General features: G+C 47.7%; 23 protein-coding genes, 1 tRNA gene and 1 riboswitch. Of the genes, 15 read left to right on the top strand and 9 right to left on the bottom strand.

From position 1 onward, the window contains the following. Positions 1-6: 6 nt before the first annotated feature. Positions 7-1,032: a methylmalonyl Co-A mutase-associated GTPase MeaB gene (gene meaB / locus ICN24_RS07875; protein WP_216223079.1), complete on the bottom strand. Its 1,026-nt coding sequence runs from the start codon at positions 1,030-1,032 to the stop codon at positions 7-9. A 15-nt stretch (positions 1,033-1,047) separates the two neighbouring features. Then, positions 1,048-3,231, bottom strand: coding sequence for a methylmalonyl-CoA mutase (gene scpA, locus ICN24_RS07870; RefSeq protein ID WP_216222745.1), 2,184 nt, complete (start codon positions 3,229-3,231; stop codon positions 1,048-1,050). Positions 3,232-3,326: 95 nt separating this feature from the next. Between scpA and ICN24_RS07865 the strand changes: the two genes are divergently transcribed. Then, positions 3,327-3,965: a GntR family transcriptional regulator gene (locus tag ICN24_RS07865; RefSeq protein ID WP_216222743.1), complete on the top strand. Its 639-nt coding sequence runs from the start codon at positions 3,327-3,329 to the stop codon at positions 3,963-3,965. Between the two features lie 77 nt (positions 3,966-4,042). Here the strand turns inward: ICN24_RS07865 and ICN24_RS07860 are convergent, their stop codons facing one another. Further along, positions 4,043-4,396, bottom strand: a complete 354-nt coding sequence (locus tag ICN24_RS07860; protein ID WP_216222741.1) for a cytochrome c — start codon at positions 4,394-4,396, stop codon at positions 4,043-4,045. A 13-nt stretch (positions 4,397-4,409) separates the two neighbouring features. Beyond that, complete coding sequence (locus ICN24_RS07855) at positions 4,410-4,775, bottom strand: cytochrome c (RefSeq protein WP_255532614.1); 366 nt, start codon at positions 4,773-4,775, stop codon at positions 4,410-4,412. Positions 4,776-4,928: 153 nt separating this feature from the next. Here ICN24_RS07855 and ICN24_RS07850 point away from each other — a divergent pair, with 153 nt between their 5' ends. The 3 genes from ICN24_RS07850 to ICN24_RS07840 are packed head-to-tail and all read left to right on the top strand — an operon-like array spanning position 4,929 to position 7,502. Continuing rightward, positions 4,929-5,807, top strand: a complete 879-nt coding sequence (locus ICN24_RS07850; RefSeq protein ID WP_370623122.1) for an AAA family ATPase — start codon at positions 4,929-4,931, stop codon at positions 5,805-5,807. Positions 5,808-5,824: 17 nt separating this feature from the next. After that, positions 5,825-7,000: a VWA domain-containing protein gene (locus ICN24_RS07845; protein ID WP_216222738.1), complete on the top strand. Its 1,176-nt coding sequence runs from the start codon at positions 5,825-5,827 to the stop codon at positions 6,998-7,000. 46 nt (positions 7,001-7,046) lie between these two features. Then, a complete protein-coding gene (locus ICN24_RS07840) occupies positions 7,047-7,502 on the top strand; it encodes a RidA family protein (protein ID WP_216222737.1) in 456 nt (151 codons plus the stop codon). A 1-nt stretch (position 7,503) separates the two neighbouring features. Here ICN24_RS07840 and ICN24_RS07835 read toward each other — a convergent pair whose 3' ends face one another. Next, entirely contained in the window at positions 7,504-8,166 is a 663-nt protein-coding gene (locus ICN24_RS07835) for an NTP transferase domain-containing protein (RefSeq protein ID WP_216222736.1), read from the bottom strand. A gap of 46 nt (positions 8,167-8,212) precedes the next feature. On the opposite strand from ICN24_RS07835, the gene ICN24_RS07830 reads away from it, so the two are divergent. Further along, on the top strand, positions 8,213-9,172 hold the full coding sequence (locus ICN24_RS07830) for an XdhC family protein (RefSeq protein WP_216222735.1): 960 nt from the start codon (positions 8,213-8,215) through the stop codon (positions 9,170-9,172). Positions 9,173-9,181: 9 nt separating this feature from the next. Here the strand turns inward: ICN24_RS07830 and parC are convergent, their stop codons facing one another. Then, positions 9,182-11,479, bottom strand: coding sequence for a DNA topoisomerase IV subunit A (parC, locus tag ICN24_RS07825; protein ID WP_216223068.1), 2,298 nt, complete (start codon positions 11,477-11,479; stop codon positions 9,182-9,184). Positions 11,480-11,643: 164 nt separating this feature from the next. After that, positions 11,644-13,632 (bottom strand): DNA topoisomerase IV subunit B, encoded by a 1,989-nt coding sequence (locus tag ICN24_RS07820; RefSeq protein ID WP_216222734.1) that lies wholly within the window; start codon positions 13,630-13,632, stop codon positions 11,644-11,646. 79 nt (positions 13,633-13,711) lie between these two features. Between ICN24_RS07820 and ICN24_RS07815 the strand changes: the two genes are divergently transcribed. From ICN24_RS07815 to thiE, 10 genes are all read left to right on the top strand, one after another. Beyond that, positions 13,712-14,932, top strand: coding sequence for a CaiB/BaiF CoA-transferase family protein (locus ICN24_RS07815; RefSeq protein ID WP_216222733.1), 1,221 nt, complete (start codon positions 13,712-13,714; stop codon positions 14,930-14,932). Further along, on the top strand, positions 14,932-16,164 hold the full coding sequence (locus tag ICN24_RS07810) for an MFS transporter (RefSeq protein ID WP_216222732.1): 1,233 nt from the start codon (positions 14,932-14,934) through the stop codon (positions 16,162-16,164). Before ICN24_RS07815 ends, ICN24_RS07810 begins: the two co-directional genes overlap by 1 nt. A 2-nt stretch (positions 16,165-16,166) precedes the next feature. After that, a complete protein-coding gene (locus ICN24_RS07805) occupies positions 16,167-16,322 on the top strand; it encodes a hypothetical protein (protein WP_216222730.1) in 156 nt (51 codons plus the stop codon). A gap of 41 nt (positions 16,323-16,363) precedes the next feature. Further along, positions 16,364-16,438 (top strand) — tRNA-Arg (locus tag ICN24_RS07800). 185 nt (positions 16,439-16,623) lie between these two features. Beyond that, entirely contained in the window at positions 16,624-17,487 is an 864-nt protein-coding gene (locus ICN24_RS07795; RefSeq protein WP_255532613.1) for an NUDIX hydrolase family protein, read from the top strand. Between the two features lie 85 nt (positions 17,488-17,572). Then, positions 17,573-17,681, top strand: a riboswitch (TPP riboswitch). Positions 17,682-17,718: 37 nt separating this feature from the next. Next, positions 17,719-19,659, top strand: a complete 1,941-nt coding sequence (gene thiC, locus ICN24_RS07790; RefSeq protein WP_216859922.1) for a phosphomethylpyrimidine synthase ThiC — start codon at positions 17,719-17,721, stop codon at positions 19,657-19,659. A gap of 17 nt (positions 19,660-19,676) precedes the next feature. Beyond that, complete coding sequence (locus tag ICN24_RS07785) at positions 19,677-20,825, top strand: FAD-dependent oxidoreductase (RefSeq protein ID WP_216222729.1); 1,149 nt, start codon at positions 19,677-19,679, stop codon at positions 20,823-20,825. Next, positions 20,816-21,013, top strand: a complete 198-nt coding sequence (gene thiS, locus ICN24_RS07780) for a sulfur carrier protein ThiS (protein ID WP_216222726.1) — start codon at positions 20,816-20,818, stop codon at positions 21,011-21,013. Before ICN24_RS07785 ends, thiS begins: the two co-directional genes overlap by 10 nt. A gap of 17 nt (positions 21,014-21,030) precedes the next feature. Beyond that, a complete protein-coding gene (locus tag ICN24_RS07775; RefSeq protein ID WP_216222724.1) occupies positions 21,031-21,849 on the top strand; it encodes a thiazole synthase in 819 nt (272 codons plus the stop codon). 45 nt (positions 21,850-21,894) lie between these two features. Next, positions 21,895-22,821 carry a thiamine phosphate synthase gene (gene thiE, locus ICN24_RS07770; protein ID WP_216222722.1) on the top strand — a complete coding sequence of 309 codons (927 nt, stop codon included), beginning with the start codon at positions 21,895-21,897 and terminating at the stop codon, positions 22,819-22,821. Here the strand turns inward: thiE and ICN24_RS07765 are convergent. Beyond that, the gene (locus tag ICN24_RS07765; RefSeq protein ID WP_216222720.1) at positions 22,807-23,118 is read right to left on the bottom strand and encodes a hypothetical protein; all 312 of its coding nucleotides are present in this window, start codon (positions 23,116-23,118) and stop codon (positions 22,807-22,809) included. The genes thiE and ICN24_RS07765 overlap by 15 nt on opposite strands. Then, positions 23,118-23,459 carry a hypothetical protein gene (locus tag ICN24_RS07760; RefSeq protein WP_216222719.1) on the bottom strand — a complete coding sequence of 114 codons (342 nt, stop codon included), beginning with the start codon at positions 23,457-23,459 and terminating at the stop codon, positions 23,118-23,120. Before ICN24_RS07760 ends, ICN24_RS07765 begins: the two co-directional genes overlap by 1 nt. Between the last annotated feature and the right edge of the window lie 244 nt (positions 23,460-23,703).

Below are 23,703 nucleotides of genomic sequence, written 5' to 3'. Positions count from 1 at the left end.
TACTCCTTAGAAAAATTCATGTCCCATGGACTCCAATAGACGTCTTGCTGCTACTGAAGGCGCCACGGTTCCTTGATTTACTTGTGCCACTAAACTTGGTAGAAGCGCTTGCACAGCTTCATTACTGCGAAACGCATTCTTTAATCCTGCATCAATACGGTCCCACATCCACGCGCCAGACTGCTGCTTGCGACGCGCATCAAACTTGCCATTTGCCCTTTGCAGCTTTTCGAAATGGGTTATTTTTTCCCATAACTCAGGCACGCCTCTACCTTCTAATGCGCTTAGTGTGAGTACTGTGGGGTGCCAAAAATCAACATCATGAGAAGCATGGTCAGGATTGCCTTGAAAGCCCAAAAGTCGTAATGAGCTGGTAATGAATAGCTGAGCACGCATTGCCGCATCCGGATCCAGATCCACTTTATTGATGACAATCAGATCCGCAATTTCCATTACGCCTTTTTTGATTGCTTGTAGATCATCGCCTGCATTGGGCAATTGCAAGAGCAAAAACATATCGGTCATACCAGCTACAGCGATTTCGCTCTGACCAACACCGACGGTCTCAACAATGATGATGTCAAATCCAGCGGCCTCAGCCACCAACATGGCTTCACGGGTTTTTTCAGCTACACCACCTAAAGTCAGCGATGAGGGGCTTGGGCGGATAAATGCATTTTCCAAAACAGATAAGCGCTCCATACGGGTTTTATCCCCAAGAATGGAGCCACCCGACAAACTAGAAGAAGGATCAATCGCTAAAACAGCAACACGATGGCCTTTTTCAATTAAATAGAGACCCAGGGTTTCAATCAGAGTGGACTTACCAACACCAGGCACCCCAGAGATACCCAAACGAAAGGACTTCCCGGTCTTAGGAAGCAAAGTATTCAGTACATCGTCAGCGCGTTTACGATGATCAAGACGCGTAGATTCCAGCAAGGTGATGACCTTTGCCAATGCACGTCGCTGCTTGAGCGATGGTGCATCGGTGAGATCGCTCACCAAAGCCTGATCTGCTGCTTCGAGCATCATCAATGACTCGGTTTAAATTGGTTTAACGGACTTACGAATTTGCTCGAGCACATCCTTAGCCGAAGCTGGGATTGGCGTACCCGGTCCATAAATACCCTTGACCCCTGCTTCATAAAGGAATTCATAGTCTTGTCTTGGAATCACGCCACCAACGAACACAATGATGTCGTCTGAGCCCTGTTTCTTCAATTCAGCGATGATGGCTGGCACTAATGTTTTGTGACCTGCCGCCAACGTAGAAATACCTAAGGCATGTACGTCGTTCTCAATTGCTTGACGAGCGCACTCTTCGGGAGTTTGAAATAGCGGTCCAATGTCCACGTCAAAACCTAAGTCAGCATATGCTGTGGCAACCACCTTGGCTCCACGATCATGGCCGTCTTGACCAAGCTTGGCAATCATCACACGTGGGCGACGTCCAAAGTCTTTAGCAAAGTCGGCAATTTCTGTTTGTAGTTTTGCCCAGCCTTCGGCTGAGTCATAAGCAGCTGCGTACACTCCGGTCACCTTTTGCGTATCGGCGCGATGGCGCCCGTAAACTTTTTCCAATGCATCAGATACTTCACCAACTGTGGCGCGCAAACGAATTGCATTTACTGCCAACTCCAATAAATTTCCGGAGTGATCTTCTGCAGCCTTAGTCAAAGCCTCTAATGCAGCCTCTACTTTTTTACCATCACGCTTTGCTTTAATGTCTTTTAAGCGCGCAACTTGGCCCTCACGCACTTTGTCGTTATCAATCATCAAGACATCGACCAAATCCTCTTTGCCAAGCTTGTATTTATTAACACCAACAATGACGTCTGAACCTGAGTCAATCTTGGCTTGCTTTTCAGCAGCAGCGGCTTCGATTTTGAGTTTTGCCCAACCACTCTCAACCGCCTTCGTCATGCCACCCATGGCATCCACTTCCTGAATAATTTCCCAAGCTTTATCAGCCATCTCTTGCGTCAGGTTTTCCATCATGTAGGAACCAGCCCAAGGATCAATCACGCTAGTGATATGAGTCTCCTCTTGAAGAATTAACTGGGTATTACGTGCAATGCGGCTAGAGAACTCCGACGGCAATGCAATTGCCTCATCCAAAGAGTTGGTATGAAGTGATTGAGTGCCACCAAAAACAGCGGCCATTGCTTCTACAGTGGTTCGAACAACGTTGTTGTAGGGATCTTGCTCAGTCAAAGACCAACCTGAAGTCTGGCAGTGCGTGCGCAACATTAAAGACTTCGGATTTTTTGGTTCGAAGGACTTCATAATGCGCCACCACAATAATCGCGCGGCACGCAGCTTTGCGACCTCTAAATAAAAGTTCATGCCAATTGCAAAGAAGAATGACAGGCGACCAGCAAAACCATCCACATCCAAGCCCTTAGCAAGAGCAGTTTTTACATACTCTTTACCATCAGCCAAAGTAAAAGCCAATTCCAAAACCTGGTTAGCACCAGCTTCTTGCATGTGGTAACCCGAGATCGAGATCGAGTTAAATTTAGGCATGTGCTTAGCGGTGTACTCAATAATGTCACCAATAATGCGCATGGATGGCTCTGGCGGATAAATGTAGGTATTTCTCACCATGAACTCTTTCAGAATATCGTTCTGAATAGTTCCTGATAAAAGCTCCTGCTTCACCCCCTGCTCTTCACCGGCCACAATATAGCCAGCCAATACCGGTAGTACTGCACCGTTCATCGTCATTGAAACGGATACCTTGTCTAGAGGGATGCCGTCGAACAAAATCTTCATATCTTCGACTGAGTCAATCGCAACACCTGCTTTACCAACGTCGCCAGTTACGCGTGGATGATCAGAGTCATAACCACGATGTGTTGCCAAATCGAATGCCACGGATACACCTTGACCACCCGCATCTAAGGCCTTGCGATAAAACGCATTCGATTCTTCTGCGGTAGAGAAACCAGCGTATTGGCGAATCGTCCAAGGGCGAACGGAATACATGGTGGCCTGAGGTCCACGTACAAATGGCTCGAATCCCGGCAATGTATCGGTGTATTTCAGACCTTCAGTATCTGAGGATGTATACAACGCTTTGAGTTGAATTCCGTCGGGGGTATTCCAACCCAACTTATCCACGTCGCCATTAGGGGCAGACTTTTGAGCTGACTTTTTCCAGGCATCAACATTTACCTCTGGAAACGTTGGCCAATCTGTGGATGAACTTTTCTTTTCTGAACTCACAAAACACTCCCTGGTTAGGCTTACCGCGTTGCATCAATATTTGCTAATTCTGCTTGACTATTTGTCTTTTGTCTAGATATCATGTATTCATAATTATGAATACAAAACTGAATAATCGCCCTTTATACGAAGACGTAGCGGATCGCTTGCGGGAGCAGATCTTTAGCAAGCAGCTAGCCCCAGGAAGCTGGCTGGACGAGCAAAGACTAGCTGAGCAATTTGGCATTAGTCGCACCCCCATGCGTGAAGCAATCAAGGTTTTGGCCTCTGAGGGCCTGATAACGATGAAGATGCGGCGTGGCGCCTACGTCACCGAAGTCGCCAGAAAAGATCTAGAGCAGATCTTTACCATCCTTTCTTTGCTCGAAGGTGAAGCAGCAAGAGAAACTGCCATTAAAGCAACGGAAGATGAACTCAACCTCTTGGATCACCTGCACCACCGACTAGAAAAGGCTGCTGCAGATCGAGATTTAGAGCAATTTTTTGAAACTAATGGCAAATTTCATGAATTAATTCAGGAAATTGCTGGAAATCGCTGGATGAATGGCGTCATTGCCGATCTGCGTAAAGTGTTAAAACTACACCGCCGTGACTCTCTCACCAGCACTGGTCGACTTCAAGCTTCCCTGGTGGAGCATCGCGAAATACTCAATGCTCTGCTAAAGCGGGATGCCACAGCAGCAGAGGCTTCCATGAAAAAACACTTGGCGCGGGGTTTAGAAGCGGTACGTTAAGTCAAAAAACTAATAAAAATAAAGGCTTAGAAGAATCTTCTAAGCCTTTTTATTTTGTACTACCGGGTAACTGGCGATTACTTCTTGATAACGAAGTTTCCAGGCAATGAAGAAACATAAGCAGCAATGTCATGCAAGTCTGCATCGGAGAAAGCTTGAACTTGCGAGCCCATAACGGCATTGTTGCGGCCATACTGAGCATTGCCATTGCCGACCTTGTAGGCCTTCAATGCGTAGTAGAGATAATCAGGATATTGGCCAGCCAATTTAGGGTAAGCAGGCATGATGGGGGCATTCAAACCAGCGCCATGGCAAGAGGCGCAGTTAGCCTTCTCTACCAAAGCCTGACCTTTATCAACGCTAGCGGCATTGGCTACATTGACTAGGCCAATCGTAGATAACAAAGCTGCTGTAATTAGTGCAAATTTCATAAACGTGCCTTTATCACTTCAATGGGTTGTTAGGTGAGCTGGCAGTTTGCGCAGCATAGTATTCGCCAATATCAGCCATATCTTGGTCAGACAAGCTGGCAGCAATTGAACGCATTGTTGGATGCTTTCTTTCGCCCTTCTTATATTCAGACAAAGCAGTAGCGATATAGGCAGCATTTTGACCGCCCAACATAGGCACTCGATATACCAATGGATAGTCTGCACGGTAGTCGGGAATGGAATGGCAGCCGGTGCAAAGCCAAACTTTGCCATTACCTGCAGCAGCGTTGCCTTTAACTTCATCAGCCTGAGCTGCAAAGCCCGCAAATGCCAAACCAGCACAGATAAGCAATCGAGGAAGAATTGAGAGTTTTTTCATAAAAATCGCTATTAATGAGTTTGATTTAGATCAATTTGCAAGAGTATAGCGGAGAGCAGCCTGCTTCACCATTCTGAGGGGCAAAATCAGTATAAATACTGAAAAATTGGCGCTATTTACCTATACTTAAACGTCCCCTAAAAGCCCTTTTGAATGCCAATAATGACCAAGCCATCCCAACAGTCCCAAAAACGCTTTGACGGCAGTCAAAGCTACGTAGCCACAGATGACCTTAAATTGGCGGTTAATGCTGCGCTCGCCTTAGAGCGACCACTGCTAATTAAAGGCGAACCGGGCACTGGAAAAACCATGTTGGCCGAAGAAGTGGCTGCAGCACTTGGTCGACCCCTCTTACAGTGGCACATTAAATCCACCACAAAAGCCCAGCAAGGTTTGTATGAGTATGACGCAGTCAGTCGATTGCGCGATTCCCAGTTGGGCGATGAAAAAGTCAAAGATATTCGCAACTACATTGTTAAAGGGGTTCTATGGCAAGCATTCCAAGCTGATGAACCGACAGTCTTATTAATTGATGAAATTGATAAAGCGGATATTGAATTTCCCAATGATCTTTTGCGTGAAATTGATCGCATGGAATTCTATGTATATGAAACACGTGAACTGATTAAAGCCAAGCATCGCCCCTTGGTTATCATTACGTCGAATAATGAAAAAGAATTACCGGATGCCTTTTTGCGTCGTTGCTTCTTTCATTACATCACCTTCCCAGATGCGCAAACGATGCAAAGCATTGTCGATGTACATCACCCCAACATCAAACAAGATCTTCTCGAGGCCGCCCTCAAGGCCTTCTATCAAATCCGTTCGCTTCCAGGCTTAAAGAAGAAGCCCTCCACTTCCGAGCTCATTGACTGGCTCAAACTCTTGTTAGCTGAGGACATCCCTCCTGAGGCGCTGTATAGCCAAGACGACAAGATTGTGGTGCCGCCATTACATGGTGCCCTACTCAAAAACGAACAAGATATTCACTTGTTTGAACGTTTGGTGATGATGAATCGCAACCATCGTTAAGTACCGCTAAACAATTTATGCTCATTCAATTCTTTCTCAACCTGAAAGAGGCTAAGGTGCCTGTTTCTGTGAGGGAATTTTTAACTTTATTGGAAGCACTTAAATCAGGCGTCATCAATCCATCGATTGATCAGTTTTATCAACTCTCGCGCATGACTTTGGTAAAAGATGAGCAGCACTTTGATCGCTTTGATCAAGTATTTGGCGCCTACTTTAAAGGAGTAGAGCAAATCATTGCTCTCTCCCCAGATATCCCCATGGACTGGCTGGAGAAAAAGTTACAGCGAGTATTAACCGACGAAGAGAAAGCAGCCCTACAAAAATTAGGTGGTCTTGAGGCCCTCCAAAAACGCCTTGAAGAGCTCCTCAAAGAACAAAAAGAATGGCATGGTGGCGGCAACAAATGGATTGGCGCTGGTGGCTCATCCCCATTTGGTCATAGCGGCTACCACCCCGAAGGCATCCGCATTGGCGGTGAAAGCGCCGGTAATCGAACCGCAATTAAAGTTTGGGAGGCGCGAGAATTTAAAGACTATGACAGCGACCTAGCGCTTGGCACTCGCAACATCAAAGTGGCACTGAGGCGTTTGCGCCGCTTTGCCCGCGAGGGATCTGTGCTCGAATTAGATCTCGATAAGACCATCCACTCTACAGCTGCTAATGCGGGCATGCTCGATATCAAAATGCGGCCTGAGCGTCATAATCAAGTCAAGGTTTTGCTCCTCATGGATGTAGGCGGTTCTATGGATGATCATATTCAGCGTATTGCTGAATTATTTTCGGCTGCCAAAGCAGAATTCAAACATTTAGAGCACTATTATTTTCATAACTGTGTCTATGAACATTTGTGGCAAAGCAATCGTCGAAGACGCGACCAAGTGACTGCGACTCAAGACATCATCAACAAGTATGGCCCTGATTACAAGTTGATTTTTGTTGGTGATGCCACTATGTCGCCCTACGAAATCTTAAGTCCTAATGGATCTGTCGAATACAACAATAAAGAGGCTGGCGCAGTCTGGATCAATCGACTGATTGATCACTTCCCCCACTTTGCTTGGCTCAATCCCGAACCTGAATCGATTTGGGAATATCGCCAATCGATCGACATTATGAAAAATCTCATGAAAGATCGCATGTATCCCGTTACTCTGAACGGCCTGGAAAGTGCTATGCGGCAACTATCTAAGTAAATTAGGTAAGATTACTGATTCATTTAACCATTCATCAAAGCACCCTATGAGCTCTATCAACGACCGTTTAAAAACCCTTGGAATTGACTTGCCTCCTGCAGGTCCTCCTGCTGCAGCCTATGTCATGGCAGCCACGACGGGGAATACCGTTTTTTTATCGGGTCATATTGCAAAGCGTGATGGCAAACCTTGGGCAGGTAAGTTGGGTTTAAATATGGATACCGATACAGGCAAAGCAGCTGCACGCTCAATTGCCATTGATTTGCTGGCAACATTGCAAAATCACTTAGGATCCCTTGATAAAGTGAAGCGTATCGTCAAAGTCATGGGTCTTGTGAACTCTACAAACGAATTTACAGAGCAACATCTCGTAATCAATGGCTGCTCTGAACTGCTGTTTGAGGTGTTTGGCGATGCCGGTAAGCATGCTCGTAGCGCTTTTGGCGTTGCGCAGATTCCCTTGGGTGCTTGCGTTGAAATCGAATTGATCGCCGAGATTTAAATCAGCGAGATTTGGTGACCCCGAGCTTTTGGATGTCGGCCTCAGTATCGGCATCCATTACATATGCTGTATTAACTGTCTCAAATAATCGAACCAACTCGGGATGCTGGTCCATATAAGGTCGGCACACCATTGCCGGTATTGCCCTAATCGCATCTATTACGGCCTTCGAAAACAAAACTGGGTTACCGCGTTGTCCCTGGACTTGAGGAAGCACAATCGCCTCCTTGAATTTGCATTGCGCAAATTGCGATAGCAATGCTGTCCACTCCGCCATTGCCATATTGGGTTGATCACACAATGCCACCGCCAACACATTGAAATCACTTTGTAAAGACTCCAAACCCAAACGCACTGAAGAGGCTTGACCTCGTTCCGGGTTTGTATTGCGCACGATCTTCACTGGCAATCCTATTGCCCCGCTTTGCCCCATCACCTCGGCTTCAATGGCTTGATGGTGATACCCCGTCACAATCACCAATTCCACTGGTTCAAGCGTCTTCATGGTCAGGCAAAAGTGCTCTAAGAGGCTTTTGCCATCTTTCATTAGCAAGGCCTTAGGAAAACCTCCCATGCGGCTGCCTTCGCCGGCAGCCAATAACAACACGGCTAAACGGAGGATTTCGGTACTCACGGGTTGGGCGGATGCACTTGCTAATGTCATTAGAGTGATAATAAATAAGAATTGAAATAATAGATAAAGACACCGCATGAATAGCACCGATCTAAGCGTTCTTCAATCGGCAGTGAGCTGGCTTAAAGCTGGACATCCTGTTGCGATTGCTACTGTAGCTCAAACCTGGGGATCAGCGCCCCGCCCTGTTGGTTCTTGGCTCGCCATTCGTCAAGATGGCCAGGTAGCCGGCTCGGTATCGGGTGGTTGCGTTGAAGACGATTTAATTAGTCGTGTACAAACAGAAATTCTGACTCGCAATACCCCTGAAATGGTGGTCTATGGTGTTAGTCAGGAAGAGGCGGCGCGCTTTGGTCTCCCCTGTGGTGGCACCCTACGTTTACTGGTTGAACCTAGGCCTGAGCTAGCTATTTTGGAATCGCTGCTGACGGCAATCTCCTCTCACCAAATTACCAGACGTACCGTCAATATTGCTGACGGTAAATCCACCCTAACTCCGGGCAATCGCAATGATGAATTTGCTTGTAATGATCAACAGATGTGCACAACCTATGGCCCACGCTGGCGCATGATCATCATTGGTGCTGGTCAGCTATCGCTCTACACAGCCGATTTTGCGTTGGCTTCTGATTTTGAAGTGATTGTGATTGACCCACGAGAGGAATATGCTGAAGGCTTACATCGCGATGATGTAACTTTCATCAAAGGCATGCCTGATGATGCGCTTCTAGAACTTGGTGTTGATCCTCACACCGCTATTGTTGCCCTTACCCATGACCCAAAGTTGGATGATATGGCTCTGATGGAAGCCTTAAAGTCTTCAGCGTTCTATGTGGGCGCCTTAGGCAGCAGAAAAAATACTCAAGCTCGCAAAGAACGCTTACTCGAGTTTGATGTTACCCAAGAAGAGGTTGAGCGATTGCACGGCCCAGTGGGCCTTGCGATTGGGGCACTCACCCCACCAGAGATCGCAATTTCGATTCTGGCGGAGGTGATTGCCGTGAAGTACGGAATTACCGTACCGAAGAAGACTTAGTTCGCAATCTTACGAGTTTGCCTTGAGCTTGCCGTCTTTGAGCCGCGGCTCAACAAAGTGTCCTTTGCGCGCACGATTACCTGCAAATGACTTCAGGGTTTTGGCATCTAAGCTCAATTCTGTAGGCTTACCGGCACGACCTGCGCCTGAATAAGTAGCGCCATTAGGACCAACCGCAATAGCCGATGCTAAGGATTCTTTATCGTCTAAGCCCATCAAAATCACGCCTTTGCCTCCTGTAGGCAGGCGCTTGAGCTCATCTAATGGGAAGACCAATAACTTAGAGGCTTCAGACAAGCAAGCCACTTGTTTCATTCCTGTCTGCACTTTTGCCGCACCTAATGGTGCATCACCAGAATGTTTTGCATCAACACTGATGAAGGATTTACCAGCCTTGTTGCGCGTACTCATATCCGAGACATTTGCTAAGAAGCCGAAACCCGCTTTAGTGGAGAGTAAGACCAAATCATCCGGTTGACCAGCGTAGTAAGCGACCATTTGCGAGCCAGCTGCCAGATTCACAAAACTGGTTAAGGGCGAGCCATCACCGCGAGCACCGGGCAACTCGCTCACTGGCACGGTGTAGACACGGCCATCGCTACCAAAGCCCTGTATCACGTCCACCGTCCTTACCTCAAAGGTGGCATAGAGTGCATCGCCCGCCTTAAAGCTAAATTGGGTTGCATCATGCTCGTGACCTTGACGGACACGGACCCAACCCTTTTGCGAAACAATCACGGTTACAGGTTCATCAATCACTTTTGTTTCAGCAATGGCGCGCTTGTCTTCCTGAATGAGGGTACGACGATCATCACCAAAGTCTTTAATATCCGCTTCGATTTCTTTAACGATGCGCTTACGCAAGACTGCATCGCTTTGCAAGAGGCCTTCTAGATCATCGCGTTCAGTCTTCAGGTTCTTGAGCTCTTGCTCAATCTTAATACCTTCAAGACGGGCTAACTGACGCAAACGTATGTCCAGAATGTCCTCGGCTTGACGGTCGGTCAGCTTAAATTCTTTAATTAAGTCTGCTTTAGGCTCATCGCTATTGCGAATGATCTTAATCACCTTATCAATATTGAGAAGGACTGTTAGGCGCCCTTCTAATATATGCATCCGGTCTTTCACTTTACCTAAACGGAATTGTGTACGGCGAGTCACAGTATTGACTCTGAACTCAATCCATTCAGAAATAATCTCTTTCAGACCCTTTTGACGCGGGCGACCATCATTGCCAATCATCACCAAATTCATTGGCGCATTGGACTCCAATGAGGTATGCGCTAACAGTAAGTTAACGAACTCATTGACATCAATATTCTTACTCTTGGGCTCAAAGACTAAACGTACTGCTGCATCTTTACTCGATTCGTCGCGCACGCCATCTAAGACATTCAAGATAGTGGATTTAAGATTATTTTGTTCTGGCGTTAAGGTCTTCTTGCCAACCTTCACCTTAGGATTAGTAATCTCTTCAATCTCTTGCAATACGCGCTGTGAGGAAGCTGAGGGTGGCAATTCGTTGACCACAACCTGCCACTGTCCACGCGCCAACTCCTCTACTGACCAGCGAGCACGGACTTTTAAACTGCCGCGACCCGTTTCATAAATCTGGGCAATTTCTGCTGTAGAAGAAATAATCTGGCCACCACCAGGATAGTCAGGGCCCGGCATGATCTCCAGTAATTCTGCTGTAGAAAGCTTGGGAGACTTCATTAACGCAATGGCAGCTGAAGCTACTTCACGTAAATTATGCGAAGGGATTTCGGTAGCCATACCGACAGCAATGCCAGAGGCGCCATTCAATAAAACGAATGGTAAGCGCGCTGGTAATAATTTAGGCTCTTGAAATGAACCGTCATAGTTCGGCGCAAAATCAACTGTACCCTCATCAATTTCACTTAAGAGCAAGCCAGCAATCTTGGTTAAACGGGCCTCGGTATAACGCATCGCTGCTGCGCCATCACCGTCGCGAGAACCAAAGTTACCTTGACCATCAATTAATGGGTAGCGCAGGGAGAAGCTTTGTGCCAAGCGCACCAGTGCATCGTAGGCCGATTGATCGCCATGCGGATGGAACTTACCAAGAACATCACCAACAACGCGAGCGCTCTTTACGGGCTTAGCATCTGCGCGTAAGCCCATTTCGTTCATCGAGAAGAGGATGCGACGCTGTACTGGCTTTTGACCATCAGCTACTTCAGGTAACGCACGCCCCTTCACTACGCTAATCGCGTAGTCCAAATAGGCGCGTTCAGCGTATACCGCGAGCGTTAAGCTGTCTTTATTGTCCTCGTTTAGATCCATCGTCTTGGGATCATGGGGATCTTTCGGACCATTGCCACTGGAGCCAACAGCTGGTTTTACAGGCGCCTCTGCCACTTCCACAATGTCCATCTCTTGAACAGCGTTTGAAAATAAATCAGCCTGCTCTGCTGCAGTATTTTTTTCAGGAGTTTTTTTCGTAGCCATTAGATATCTGCCTCTACTTCGTTACCGCGTTCTTCCAGCCAATCACGACGCGCACCTGACTCTGATTTACCCATCAACATATCCATGGTTTTAAAGGTTTCATCCTCAGTCCAGGAACCCAACGTTACTGGCAATAAGCGGCGGGTATCTGGATTGAGGGTGGTATCCCATAATTGCTCTGCACTCATCTCGCCCAAGCCCTTAAAGCGGGAAATCTGCCATGCAGAGTCTTTGACTCCATCTTTACGCAACTTGTCTTCGATCGCTTGTAGTTCGCTAGCGTCTAGTGCATAGATTTTTTGCGCTGGCTTCTTGCCTCGTGCAGGAGCATCAACCCTAAAGAGTGGTGGGCGAGAAATATGAACATGCCCAAGCTCAATCAATTTCGGGAAATGCTTATAGAACAAAGTCAGCAGCAATACCTGAATATGCGCGCCATCGACGTCCGCATCGGACAAGATGCAAACCTTGCCATAGCGTAGATTCGATAAATCAGGATTGTCATTGGGGCCATGTGGATCGACTCCAATGGCTACTGCAATGTCGTGCACTTCATTGTTGGCAAAGAGGCGATCCCGCTCTGCTTCCCAAGTGTTCAGCACCTTACCGCGTAAGGGCAAGATCGCTTGATATTCCTTATTCCGACCCATCTTGGCTGATCCGCCTGCAGAATCACCCTCCACTAAGAAAATCTCGTTTTGTGCGATATCTTCACTTTCACAATCGGTTAGCTTGCCCGGTAATACAGCAACGCCAGAAGACTTTTTCTTTTCAACTTTTTGGCCGGCACGGGTTCTTGCTTGCGCTTGTTTAATGACCAAGTCCGCCAACTTACGACCGTAGTCCACGTGCTGATTCAGCCAGAGCTCTAATGCAGATTTTGCATAGCCTGATACCAAGCGCACTGCATCACGTGAATTCAAACGCTCTTTAATCTGGCCCTGGAATTGCGGATCTAATACTTTGGCTGACAAAATAAATGAGGCGCGCGCAAAGACGTCTTCCGGCATCAACTTCACACCCTTGGGTTGCAAAGCGTGCATCTCAATAAAGCCTTTGACTGCATTAAATAGGCCTTCACGAAGACCGCTTTCATGCGTACCGCCAGCAGGTGTTGGAATCAAGTTCACATAACTCTCGCGGACAGGCGCACCATCTTCAGTCCAGCACACTACCCAGGCTGCACCCTCACCCTCGGCGAAGGAATCATCCTCCCCCGTACCGGTTGCGTATTGCTCGCCCTCAAACGGAGGTATTACTTCTGGGCCATGTCCAGCTTGGGCAATCGCCTCATTGAGGTAACCGCGTAAGCCTTGTGCGTATTGCCAAGTTTGGCTGTCGCCCGATTTTTCTTGTATGAGCGTGACTTTAACGCCAGGCAGAAGAACTGCTTTTGATCTCAAGAGGCGAATGAGGTCTGCCATGGGGATTGCAGAACTATCAAAATACTTTGCATCCGGCCAAGCACGCACACGCGTACCATGAGATTTATCGTCTTTAGAGGAAGGTTTTGATTTGAGTTTTTCAATTACCTTACCGTCAGCAAATGTCAGCGTAGATACTTGCCCATCACGCCATACCGTGACTTCCAAACGCTTAGACAACGCATTGGTAACCGAAACACCAACACCATGCAAACCGCCCGAGAAGGCGTACGCACCGCCAGTACCTTTTTCAAACTTGCCCCCAGCGTGCAACTGTGTAAAGACGATTTCTACAACGGGTAATTTTTCAGTGGGGTGCATGCCAACCGGAATGCCGCGGCCATCATCTTCCACACTCACACTGCCGTCTGTGTGCAAAGTCACAATAATTTGCTTGCCAAAACCGCCTAGCGCTTCATCAGAGGCGTTATCCAGAACCTCTTGAATGATGTGTAAGGGGTTATCGGTGCGGGTGTACATTCCAGGCCGTTGACGGACTGGTTCTAGCCCTTTGAGGACCTGAATCGATGATTCGCTGTATTCGGAAGTTTTACGGGTAGCCATGCGCGCAAATTGTAGTCATGTCTGGACGCAAGACCGAACTTTTCCTGAAATCCCCTGCCATCCATGCCAAAATTAGGTCATGGGAGCCTTAAGTCATATTCGTGTTTTAGACCTCAGCCGTGTGCTTGCGGGTCCTTGGTGTGCGCAAAATCTGGCGGATTTAGGCGCAGACGTGATTAAAGTGGAGCGCCCGGGCGCTGGGGACGATACCCGCCATTGGGGCCCTCCCTTTGTAAAAGATGCCCAGGGTCAAGAAACCGCTGAATCTGCCTATTTTATTTGCATCAACCGCAATAAACGCTCAATTACTGTCGATATCAGCAAGCCAGAGGGTCAAGACATCATTCGCCAGCTGGCAGCCGAATCCGACATTGTTCTAGAAAACTATAAGGTGGGTGACCTGGCCAAATATGGTCTCGATTACGCTAGCCTGGCTCAATTCAAGCCTGATTTAATTTATTGCTCCATCACCGGATTCGGTCAAACAGGTCCTTATGCTCACCGCCCAGGATATGACTTCATCGTTCAAGGAATGGGTGGCTTTATGAGTGTGACCGGCGAAGCCGATGGGGTGGATGGCAGCAGCCCGCAAAAAGCAGGTGTCGCCATTGCCGATATTTTTACTGGCATGTATGCCTCAACCGCGATCTTGGCAGCAGTCGTCCACCGAGATCAGACTGGCGAAGGTCAATATATTGATATGTCCTTGCTCGATACACAAATTGCGGTGATGGCCAATGTTGCTAGCGCCTACCTCAGCTCCGGAGAGGTACCCCGTCGCTTGGGTAACGCGTCCTCCACCATCGTTCCCTATCAAACCTTTCCTACATCTGATGGCTGGATCATTGTTGCGGCAGGCAATGACGGTCAATTTCGCCATTTTGTCAGCGCTGGGGGTGAAGAGCATCTTGCAGATAATCCTCGCTACAGCAGCAACCCCCTGCGTGTTCAGCATCGCCATGAGTTAGTTCCACTACTAGAAGCCATGACGCGCAAGAAAACCAAGGCCAAATGGATCTCTTTATTAGAGCAAGCCAAGGTACCCTGCGGTCCGATCAATAACTTCAAAGAAGTGTTTGAGAACGAACAAGTAATTTCAAGAAAGATTGAACAAGATATTGCTCATCCCGGCACTGGCAGCATGAAACTCGTTGCCAGCCCGATGAAGTTATCTAAAACCCCAACCGAAATTCGGATGCCCCCTCCGATGTTGGGTCAACACACAGATGAAATTTTGCAAGAGCAACTCAAACTCGATCCTGCTGCGATCGCAAGCCTGCGTCAGAAAGGAATTGTCTAATGAACTCCGCCGCCCCAAAGGCTTCACTCTCTATGCAGCAAGTGCTGATTTTTGGCGGACTAATGGTAACCCTCTCCATGGGTATTCGACATGGTTTTGGCTTATTTAACCTGCCAATCACAATGGCAAATGGCTGGGGACGAGAAACCTTTGCCCTCACCATTGCCTTGCAAAATCTGATTTGGGGTGCAGTGCAACCGATCACTGGCGCATTAGCGGATCGCTATGGTGCATTCAAAATCATGGTTGCCGGTGGCGCACTCTATGCGCTGGGATTGGCCGGCATGGCAGTTTCTACAGATGCCCTCAATTTCACCTTAGCCGGCGGTTTACTCATCGGCTTAGCGCAAACCGCTACCACCTATAGCGTGGTGTACGGAATCCTAGGGCGCAATGTGCCGGCTGATAAACGAGTATGGGCAATGGGAATTGCGGCGGCGGCAGGATCCTTTGGTCAATTTTTAATGATCCCTACTGAACAGGGATTACTTAGTAGCTTTGGCGCACAAGATGCATTACTACTCTTAGGCCTGATGGCGAGCTTGATGATCCCGACTGCGTTTATGTTGCGGGAGAAAAATTTTGTATACAATCACACCTTAGGCGATCAAACAATTAAAGAAGCCCTCAAGGAAGCAATCAGCAATCCTAGCTTTCGCTTTTTGACGCTGGGATATTTTGTGTGCGGCTTTCAGGTGGTATTTATCGCGGTGCATTTAGCACCCTATCTCAAAGATCTCTCCGCAATCTATCCCGCTGTGGGAGCGCCAGCCGTTGCTACAACCGCCCTAGCCTTAATTGGCTTATTTAATATTTTTGGCACCTATAGTGCAGGCATGCTAGGGCAACGCTTACCGAAACGCTACCTGCTCTCTGCGATCTACCTAGGACGCTCGGTTGCGATTACCGCCTTTGTTTTGCTGCCGCTAAGTCCAACTAGCACTTACATCTTTGCAGCAATCATGGGCTTTTTATGGCTCTCTACGATTCCATTGACTAACGGCATCGTGGCGCAAATCTTTGGCGTCAAATACCTAACCATGTTGTCCGGCCTCATCTTCTTCTCGCATCAACTGGGCAGTTTCTGTGGCGCTTTTTTGGGTGGCTACTTGTATGATCACACTGGGTCCTATTTAATTGTTTGGCAAATTGCGATTGCATTAGGTGTATTTGCCTGCTTGGTCAATCTTCCTGTAAAAGAGCGCGCCATTCATCGTGTTGCCAATGCTTAAAAATGTCCAAGACTAAGTCACGCAATATCTCATTCTGGAAACTCATTGCTTATGGCTTTGCTGCATTTGCTTTGCTGTTGATTTTTTCAGCGTATTACGCACCCGATATGATGGTGGCTATTACCAATCAAGTTTGGGCGCTGTGTGGTTGGCAATAAATGCTTGTCACATAGTTTCCTAACACATTTAACTATTGATACTCGCCGTAGCACAATGGATAGTGCACATGCCTCCTAAGCGTGGGATACAGGTTCGATTCCTGTCGGCGGGACCACTTTGATTGGCGAACTTATCCACAGGCTATGTGGATAAATCGGCAAAAGTTTTCGTAAGTCGTGGATTTGTATAGACTGACCTGGCGTGCTTAATTTCTGTGCAAGAAATCCGATATATCCATCTGCATTTTCTTACTAAGTTTTTGAATAATTTGTGGTATTGGGGCCCTTTTAACTATCACCAATGGCGGTAAGTTCCCTTACACTTGCAGCAATGACATCTTTATCGACCAGCACGATTGCAGCCCTAGAGGAAATGCTTCAAAACGCGGCTAGGCCCGCACCTGCCGATTACCTGCCGATTTATTTCTCCAAGGGAGGCTCTGATGCGCAAATCATTGGCTATCTCAGTCCAGACTTCATTCCCTTCTTACAAGACTCCTTAAAAAAGGAATCCATCCCGCTGATTTCCTTAACGCATGATCAACTCCATATTGCGAACGCAAAACCCCGTGCACTCTCGGCAAGCTTGCACCAGTTGGCAGATCGCATACGTATTGGAGGATTCATTCCCGGTTGGCGCAACGAAGACTTTGCTTGGGTAGATCAAAATGGTCATCAATACTTTCGCCTAGAACGCGCCGCATTTCGTACCTTTGGTTTTCGCAGCATGGCAACGCACATCAATGGCTATAGCCATGAGCAGCGCATTTGGTTAGGAAGACGCAGCGAATCTAAATCAACCGATCCTGGCAAGCTTGACAACATTGCAGCCGGCGGTATTGGAGCTGATGAAACGCCGTGGGTATGTGCACGACGTGAACTCTGGGAAGAAGCTGGGGTGCCAGAGCAAATTGCGAGTGAAATCGAACCTGTTGGACGCATTCATATGCGTCGACCCGTTCCCGGTCGCGGCTTTCATGATGAGCAATTATTTATTTACGATTTAGAGCTGCCTCACAACTTCATTCCCACCAACCATGATGGTGAAGTGAGCGGTTTTATCGAGGTTTCCTATGCCGAAGCTGCAGCCCGCATCCTGGCAGATGAATTTACGAGCGATGCTGCCTTTGTGACAGCCGACTTCATATTGCGACGCAATAAGTAGGCTTACTGACCGCTGAGCTAGCCCTTTAAGCGGTCTTGATCGGCATCATGTGCCAAACCACCGATTCGTGGTTAAATCTGTCCTAAGGATGAAACAGGGGTGCCCTCGAATGCAGAATTTGCATAGAGGCGCTGAGAAAGACCCTAGAACCCGATCCAGGTAATGCTGGCGTGGGGAGTTACATCAGACCGACACCCGGTTTCGTCCATCTAAAACAGTTAGGAGATGGACATGAGTACAGGCAACCCCAAGACCACTAAACACGAAATCCCAAGTCTTAAAAGCTTAGAACGCGACTTCGGACAAAAGTTCGCCTACCCCGCATCAACCAAAACCTATTTACAGGGTTCGCGCGCAGACATTAAGGCGCCGATCCGCATGATCGAACAATTACCAACGCGTGTTGGTGAAGAATTGGTCGCCAATCCACCGGTTCCGGTCTACGACACCTCTGGCCCTTACAGCGACCCAGAAATTGTCATTAACCTCGAAAAAGGTTTGCCACGTTTACGAGAAAATTGGATTAAAGAACGTAATGACACAGAGCAGTTAGCTGGACCAAGTTCCGAATATGGCGTTGCTCGCTCCAAAGATGAGGCTACACAAAATTTACGCTTTGCCCACATTAGCGCGCCACGCGTAGCCAAGGCTGGGCAGAACGTCAGTCAAATGTATTACGCACGCAAAGGCATCGTCACCCCCGAAATGGAATACGTTGCCCTGCGCGAGTCCATGGGTCTAGAGCAGCTTCGCAAGGACCCAGCATACAAGCAACTATTGAAACAACATCCTGGCAAAGGCTACGGCGCCAATCTGCCTGAGATCGTCACTGGTGAGTTTGTTCGCTCTGAAATTGCTGCTGGTCGCGCCATTATTCCAGCCAATATCAATCACCCCGAACTAGAACCAATGATTATTGGTCGCAACTTCCGCGTGAAGATTAACGGCAATTTAGGTAACTCAGCCGTGACCTCCTCCATCAACGAAGAAGTTGAAAAAATGGTTTGGTCTATTCGTTGGGGTGCAGACACCATCATGGATCTATCCACCGGTAAACATATTCACGAAACTCGTGAGTGGATTATTCGTAACTCACCAGTACCGATTGGTACCGTACCGATTTATCAGGCGCTGGATAAAACTGGTGGCATTGCAGAAGACCTCACCTGGGAAATGTTCCGTGACACCTTGATTGAACAAGCAGAGCAAGGCGTTGATTACTTCACTATTCATGCAGGCGTACTGCTGCGTTATGTACCACTGACGGCTGATCGCATCACCGGCATCGTGTCACGTGGTGGCTCCATCATGGCCAAATGGTGCTTAGCCCATCATAAGGAAAACTTCCTGTACACCAAGTTTGATGAGATTTGCGAAATCATGAAGGCCTATGATGTCTCGTTTAGCTTGGGTGATGGCTTACGTCCTGGTTGTATTGCAGACTCCAATGACGCCGCCCAGTTTGGCGAACTCCATACTTTAGGTGAATTGACTGCGAAAGCCTGGAAGCATGACGTTCAAGTGATGATTGAAGGTCCTGGTCACGTTCCAATGCAACGCATTGAAGAAAACATGACTGAAGAGCTCAAGCATTGCTTAGAAGCCCCCTTCTACACACTCGGACCACTCATCACCGACATTGCGCCTGGCTATGACCACATCACTAGCGGTATCGGTGCAGCACAAATCGGATGGTATGGCACGGCCATGCTTTGCTATGTCACCCCTAAAGAACATTTAGGCCTTCCTGATAAAGAGGATGTGCGCGAAGGCATCATTACCTACAAGATTGCCGCCCATGGTGCCGACCTTGCAAAAGGCTTACCTGGTGCTCAAGTACGTGACAACGCCCTATCAAAAGCGCGTTTTGAATTCCGCTGGGAAGATCAATTTAACCTGGGCTTAGATCCTGAGCGTGCACGCGAATACCACGATGCCACTTTGCCAGCTGAAGGGGCGAAGATTGCCCATTTCTGTTCTATGTGCGGACCAAAGTTCTGCTCTATGAAGATCACTCAGGAAGTACGTGATTACGCAGCTACTTTGGATGCTGATGGTAACCCTAAAGAAGGCTCTAAAGTCATTCCGATTGCTCAGGTAACTGACGCTACTAAAGGCATGGAAGAAATGTCAGCAGAGTTCCGTAAGCGCGGTAGTGAGATTTATCAGTAATTTTTAGAGAAAGCGCAATGGGTCAATCCTTCTTCTCGCAACGCAAGTACGCCATTGTCGGTGCCGGCCTAATGGGTCGGTTACTGGCAGTGGCACTCGCGCAGCGTGGAGCACGGGTCGACCTTTTTGATCGTGGGCCAGCAGATGCCAGCGGTTCGGCCGCTCGCATCGCCGCTGCTATGCTTGCGCCCTTAGCAGAATCCACAATCACCGAAGATTCGGTAGTGCGTATGGGTATCCACAGTTTGCCGCGCTGGAAAGAATTGCTTGGCAAACTCTCTACTCCTGTATTTTTTCAACAGGATGGCACTTTAATCTTGTGGCACCGCCAGGATGCAAGCGAAGCTGAGCGATTTACAAAGCACCTTGAAAAAAATTGCCTGCACAACTCTTTGCTGACACTGCCGCAAAAACTCTCCGACCAAGAACTTCGCCATCTAGAACCCGGTGTTGCTGATCGCTTTATGCAGGGCTTGTTTTTACCGCATGAGGGGCAATTGGATAATCGCCAATTACTCGCTGCCTTACTAAATGAGTGTCGCCACTTAAAAGTGCTGTGTCATTGGGATCACGCAGTCGATCCGGAGCAGTTGCGTCACACCAGTGGATATGATGCGGTGATTGATTGTCGCGGTAATGGTGCCAAAGCGCATTGGAATGATCACCCCAATACTTTGCGCGGCGTCCGTGGTGAAGTAATTCGCCTATATGCACCAGAAGTCAAATTGCGTAGACCAACGCGCTTGATTCACCCGCGTTACCCAATCTACATTGCACCCAAAGAAAATGATGTCTATGTTGTTGGCGCGACGGAAATTGAATCAGACGATACCTCTGAGATGAGTGTGCGCTCCGCTATGGAGCTCTTGAGCGCCGTCTATACCGTACATAGTGGCTTTGCAGAAGCCCGTATTTTAGAAATGGCTACACAATGCCGCCCCACCCTGAAAAATAATCTTCCTGAAATTCGGGTGAATAAAGACAAAGGGTTGGCCGATTTGATCTTAATCAATGGCCTCTATCGCCACGGCTTTATGATTTCTCCAGCAGTATTAGATTCTGCGCTAGAGCTTTTAGAGCAAGGGCAAAGTAATACCGCACTGGAATTGGGTTTAACGATCTCCAGTATGAATAACAATAGCTTCGAAACAAGTCTATGCGCGTAATCGTTAATCAAATTGAATATGAGCTACCAAACCAGAGCATGGTTTCTGATGCGCTCATGGCAATTGATGCGAAGCCTCCATACGCAGTTGCTGTGAACTTGCATTTTGTTCCAAAGACAAAATACGCTCAACATCCTTTAAAAGAGAATGATCAGATTGAAGTAATCGCTCCCGTTACTGGCGGTTAATCCTGCATCCAAAATCTATGACTGCTCCTTTACCAAGCAACTTGAATAACGCTGACCCATTAATCTTGTATGGCGAGAGCTTTCCGAGCCGCTTACTTTTGGGTACCTCACGCTACCCATCGCCACAAGTTCTTGAGAATGCAGTGGAACTGGCTAAACCCGCCATGATCACCGTAAGTTTGCGGCGCCAGGGCACAAGCACCACTGAAGCACATAGCGGTTTTTGGGATCTTTTAAAGAAGATGGCAGTACCCGTCCTGCCCAATACAGCGGGATGTCATAGCCCCCAAGAAGTCATCACCACAGCTCAAATGGCGCGCGAGGTTTTTGAAAGCGATTGGATTAAGTTAGAACTCATTGGCGATGACTACACATTACAACCAGATACGCTACGCCTAGTAGAGACTGCGCAAACGCTCATTCGAGATGGATTTAAAGTTCTCCCATATTGCACAGAGGATCTGATTTTGTGTCAGCGTCTAGTAGATGTAGGTTGCCAAGCCATCATGCCCTGGGCCGCCCCCATTGGCACAGGCCAAGGTCCGCTCAATCCCTACGCCATGAAATTATTGCGTGATCGCATAAAAGTGCCTCTCATTGTGGATGCCGGCCTGGGTTTACCTTCTCATGCTTGCAGCGTAATGGAATGGGGCTTTGATGGAGTCCTACTTAATACTGCTGTAGCTTTAGCAAACGACCCCATTGCCATGGCACGATCTTTTGCAATGGCGGTCGACGCTGGCCGTACTGCTTATCTCTCTGGCGCCATGAAACCTCAGGAATCTGCGCAGGCAAGCACCCCATTAGTGGGCACCCCTTTTTGGCATCAAGCTTAAGTTGCACTAAGCTATGTCTAGATCAAAAAATATGAAACCAATTAAATGAGTCTGATTCGCGACCTTGCCGATCAAATTATTGCAGCCCACCGCAATGATGACTTGTGCATTCCCTTGCCGACATTCTCAATGAGTTCACCGCCTCCTCGGATTGATAACGAGGCAGCTGCTGATCATTATGAATTGGCGGGTGCATTGGCTGCGATTGAAATGGGCTTTATTGAAGCGGATGCCAAAACATTAGGGAAAGCTTGGTCACGGATGGCCTTGCAAGATGGCGGCTTTAATCCTTTTAAATGGCCTAGCCGACCAGAGCATTTTGATTTACTGCCGTGGACGCGCAATATGAATCCCAAAGCGTTTAAAGAATGTCCAAAGCGTTTGGGCCTCTATGGCGTAATGCCTGACGCAGACTGGGTAAAGCGTATGGTCGAAGCAGAAATTCCGACCGTGCAACTACGCTTCAAATCGGAAGATCGCTACAAAATCCGTAAACAAATTAAAGAGTCTGTCAAAGCAACGGAAGGTAGCAAGACCCTCCTCTTTATTAATGATTACTGGGAGGAGGCTATCGATGCAGAGGCCTATGGCGTTCATTTGGGCCAAGAAGATATTGCCACTGCCGATATGGATCGCATCCGTGAAGCGGGCCTTAGATTGGGGCTGAGCACCCATGGTTATGCTGAATTAGCCTACGCCGATCGTTTTTGCCCAAGCTATATTGCAATGGGGGCGGTTTTTCCAACCAATTTAAAGAAGATGCCTACAGCCCCTCAGGGCCTAGGAAGACTCTATCAATACGCCAAGCTCATGAGTCACTACCCCTTGGTTGCCATAGGTGGCATTGATCAAGATAGCATTCATGCAGTAGCAAAAAGTGGCGTTGGTTCTGTAGCTGTCGTTAGGGCCATTACTCAAGCAAAAGATCCTAAGACAGCCGTACAGCACTTACAAGAATTAATGCGTGCTTGATTTAGAAATCGCCAGTGCGCGATTGCCGATGATTAACTTTTCAACCGTTGGGCAAATCAAAACGTCTTTGTAGCGTGATGGTACGTATTCGTACTGACCGCCTGAAATAACTTTCCACGTCGTGTTATCAAAGAGCGTAAAGACATCCCCCGCATTGCCATAAAACACAGAGGGTTCTTTGATGGCCTCTTTGTAGCAAGTTACACCTTCGCCTTTGGCGGATTGAGCATAGGAAAAGGATTGGGTGAAGAACCCTACCAAAATCAACAGCATGCCAACATAAAACTGCTTTGGCATTACTTTTTACGTATATTGGTTAATAAATCAGCGTGATCACCAAGCCAATTAAGACCGAGCTTCGTCGGCAGTACATGCTTACGGCGACCATCTGTTTTGCTGGTCTCAGTTTTGATCAGCTTTTTAGCAATTAAGCCTTTCATTACAGAATGCAAGGTTGCTTGAGAGGCAATTTTCTTTTGCAAAATTAAATCCAGGACGGCAAACTCTTCCTGGTTTATGTAGGCGCCTAATACCGCCTCTAGAACTAGCAGTTCCTTGCAGTCAACGATCTTGTATCGATCATTTACCTTGTGAACCGACTGCGCGTAATGCAGGTAATCTGACAAATTTTTTGACATGCCGCAATGCTATTCCTTATTAGCGGAATGTCCTAGAACAATCGAAAACAACTTTTATATTTAATATTTATAGATTTTCTGGCGATTGAATTAATTTATTGAGATCTGTCTACCAAATCAATCCCCTACAACCACGAAGGGAGCCCAGAACAAGGGGTGAGCATAGGCGTATTTCATACTCCCGCCCTCACTCATACCGCCTTGATCAATCTGGTTGAGCATCGCTTGGCGGAGTAATTCGGCT

This window comes from Polynucleobacter sp. UK-Kesae-W10, assembly GCF_018881575.1.
GTDB lineage: Bacteria > Pseudomonadota > Gammaproteobacteria > Burkholderiales > Burkholderiaceae > Polynucleobacter.
This window is presented reverse-complemented; position numbering and strand designations above follow the sequence as displayed.

What these genes read in the sequence shown, in the direction of transcription:
- meaB (WP_216223079.1), bottom strand. Translation starts at nt 1,032, where the DNA reads ATGCTCGAAGCAGCAGATCAGGCTTTGGTGAGCGATCTCACCGATGCA.
- ICN24_RS07865 (WP_216222743.1), top strand. Translation starts at nt 3,327, where the DNA reads ATGAATACAAAACTGAATAATCGCCCTTTATACGAAGACGTAGCGGAT.
- ICN24_RS07860 (WP_216222741.1), bottom strand. Translation starts at nt 4,396, where the DNA reads ATGAAATTTGCACTAATTACAGCAGCTTTGTTATCTACGATTGGCCTA.
- ICN24_RS07855 (WP_255532614.1), bottom strand. Translation starts at nt 4,775, where the DNA reads ATGAAAAAACTCTCAATTCTTCCTCGATTGCTTATCTGTGCTGGTTTG.
- ICN24_RS07850 (WP_370623122.1), top strand. Translation starts at nt 4,929, where the DNA reads ATGCCAATAATGACCAAGCCATCCCAACAGTCCCAAAAACGCTTTGAC.
- ICN24_RS07845 (WP_216222738.1), top strand. Translation starts at nt 5,825, where the DNA reads ATGCTCATTCAATTCTTTCTCAACCTGAAAGAGGCTAAGGTGCCTGTT.
- ICN24_RS07840 (WP_216222737.1), top strand. Translation starts at nt 7,047, where the DNA reads ATGAGCTCTATCAACGACCGTTTAAAAACCCTTGGAATTGACTTGCCT.
- ICN24_RS07835 (WP_216222736.1), bottom strand. Translation starts at nt 8,166, where the DNA reads ATGACATTAGCAAGTGCATCCGCCCAACCCGTGAGTACCGAAATCCTC.
- ICN24_RS07830 (WP_216222735.1), top strand. Translation starts at nt 8,213, where the DNA reads ATGAATAGCACCGATCTAAGCGTTCTTCAATCGGCAGTGAGCTGGCTT.
- parC (WP_216223068.1), bottom strand. Translation starts at nt 11,479, where the DNA reads ATGGATCTAAACGAGGACAATAAAGACAGCTTAACGCTCGCGGTATAC.
- ICN24_RS07820 (WP_216222734.1), bottom strand. Translation starts at nt 13,632, where the DNA reads ATGGCTACCCGTAAAACTTCCGAATACAGCGAATCATCGATTCAGGTC.
- ICN24_RS07815 (WP_216222733.1), top strand. Translation starts at nt 13,712, where the DNA reads ATGGGAGCCTTAAGTCATATTCGTGTTTTAGACCTCAGCCGTGTGCTT.
- ICN24_RS07810 (WP_216222732.1), top strand. Translation starts at nt 14,932, where the DNA reads ATGAACTCCGCCGCCCCAAAGGCTTCACTCTCTATGCAGCAAGTGCTG.
- ICN24_RS07805 (WP_216222730.1), top strand. Translation starts at nt 16,167, where the DNA reads ATGTCCAAGACTAAGTCACGCAATATCTCATTCTGGAAACTCATTGCT.
- ICN24_RS07795 (WP_255532613.1), top strand. Translation starts at nt 16,624, where the DNA reads ATGGCGGTAAGTTCCCTTACACTTGCAGCAATGACATCTTTATCGACC.
- thiC (WP_216859922.1), top strand. Translation starts at nt 17,719, where the DNA reads ATGAGTACAGGCAACCCCAAGACCACTAAACACGAAATCCCAAGTCTT.
- ICN24_RS07785 (WP_216222729.1), top strand. Translation starts at nt 19,677, where the DNA reads ATGGGTCAATCCTTCTTCTCGCAACGCAAGTACGCCATTGTCGGTGCC.
- thiS (WP_216222726.1), top strand. Translation starts at nt 20,816, where the DNA reads ATGCGCGTAATCGTTAATCAAATTGAATATGAGCTACCAAACCAGAGC.
- ICN24_RS07775 (WP_216222724.1), top strand. Translation starts at nt 21,031, where the DNA reads ATGACTGCTCCTTTACCAAGCAACTTGAATAACGCTGACCCATTAATC.
- thiE (WP_216222722.1), top strand. Translation starts at nt 21,895, where the DNA reads ATGAGTCTGATTCGCGACCTTGCCGATCAAATTATTGCAGCCCACCGC.
- ICN24_RS07765 (WP_216222720.1), bottom strand. Translation starts at nt 23,118, where the DNA reads ATGCCAAAGCAGTTTTATGTTGGCATGCTGTTGATTTTGGTAGGGTTC.
- ICN24_RS07760 (WP_216222719.1), bottom strand. Translation starts at nt 23,459, where the DNA reads ATGTCAAAAAATTTGTCAGATTACCTGCATTACGCGCAGTCGGTTCAC.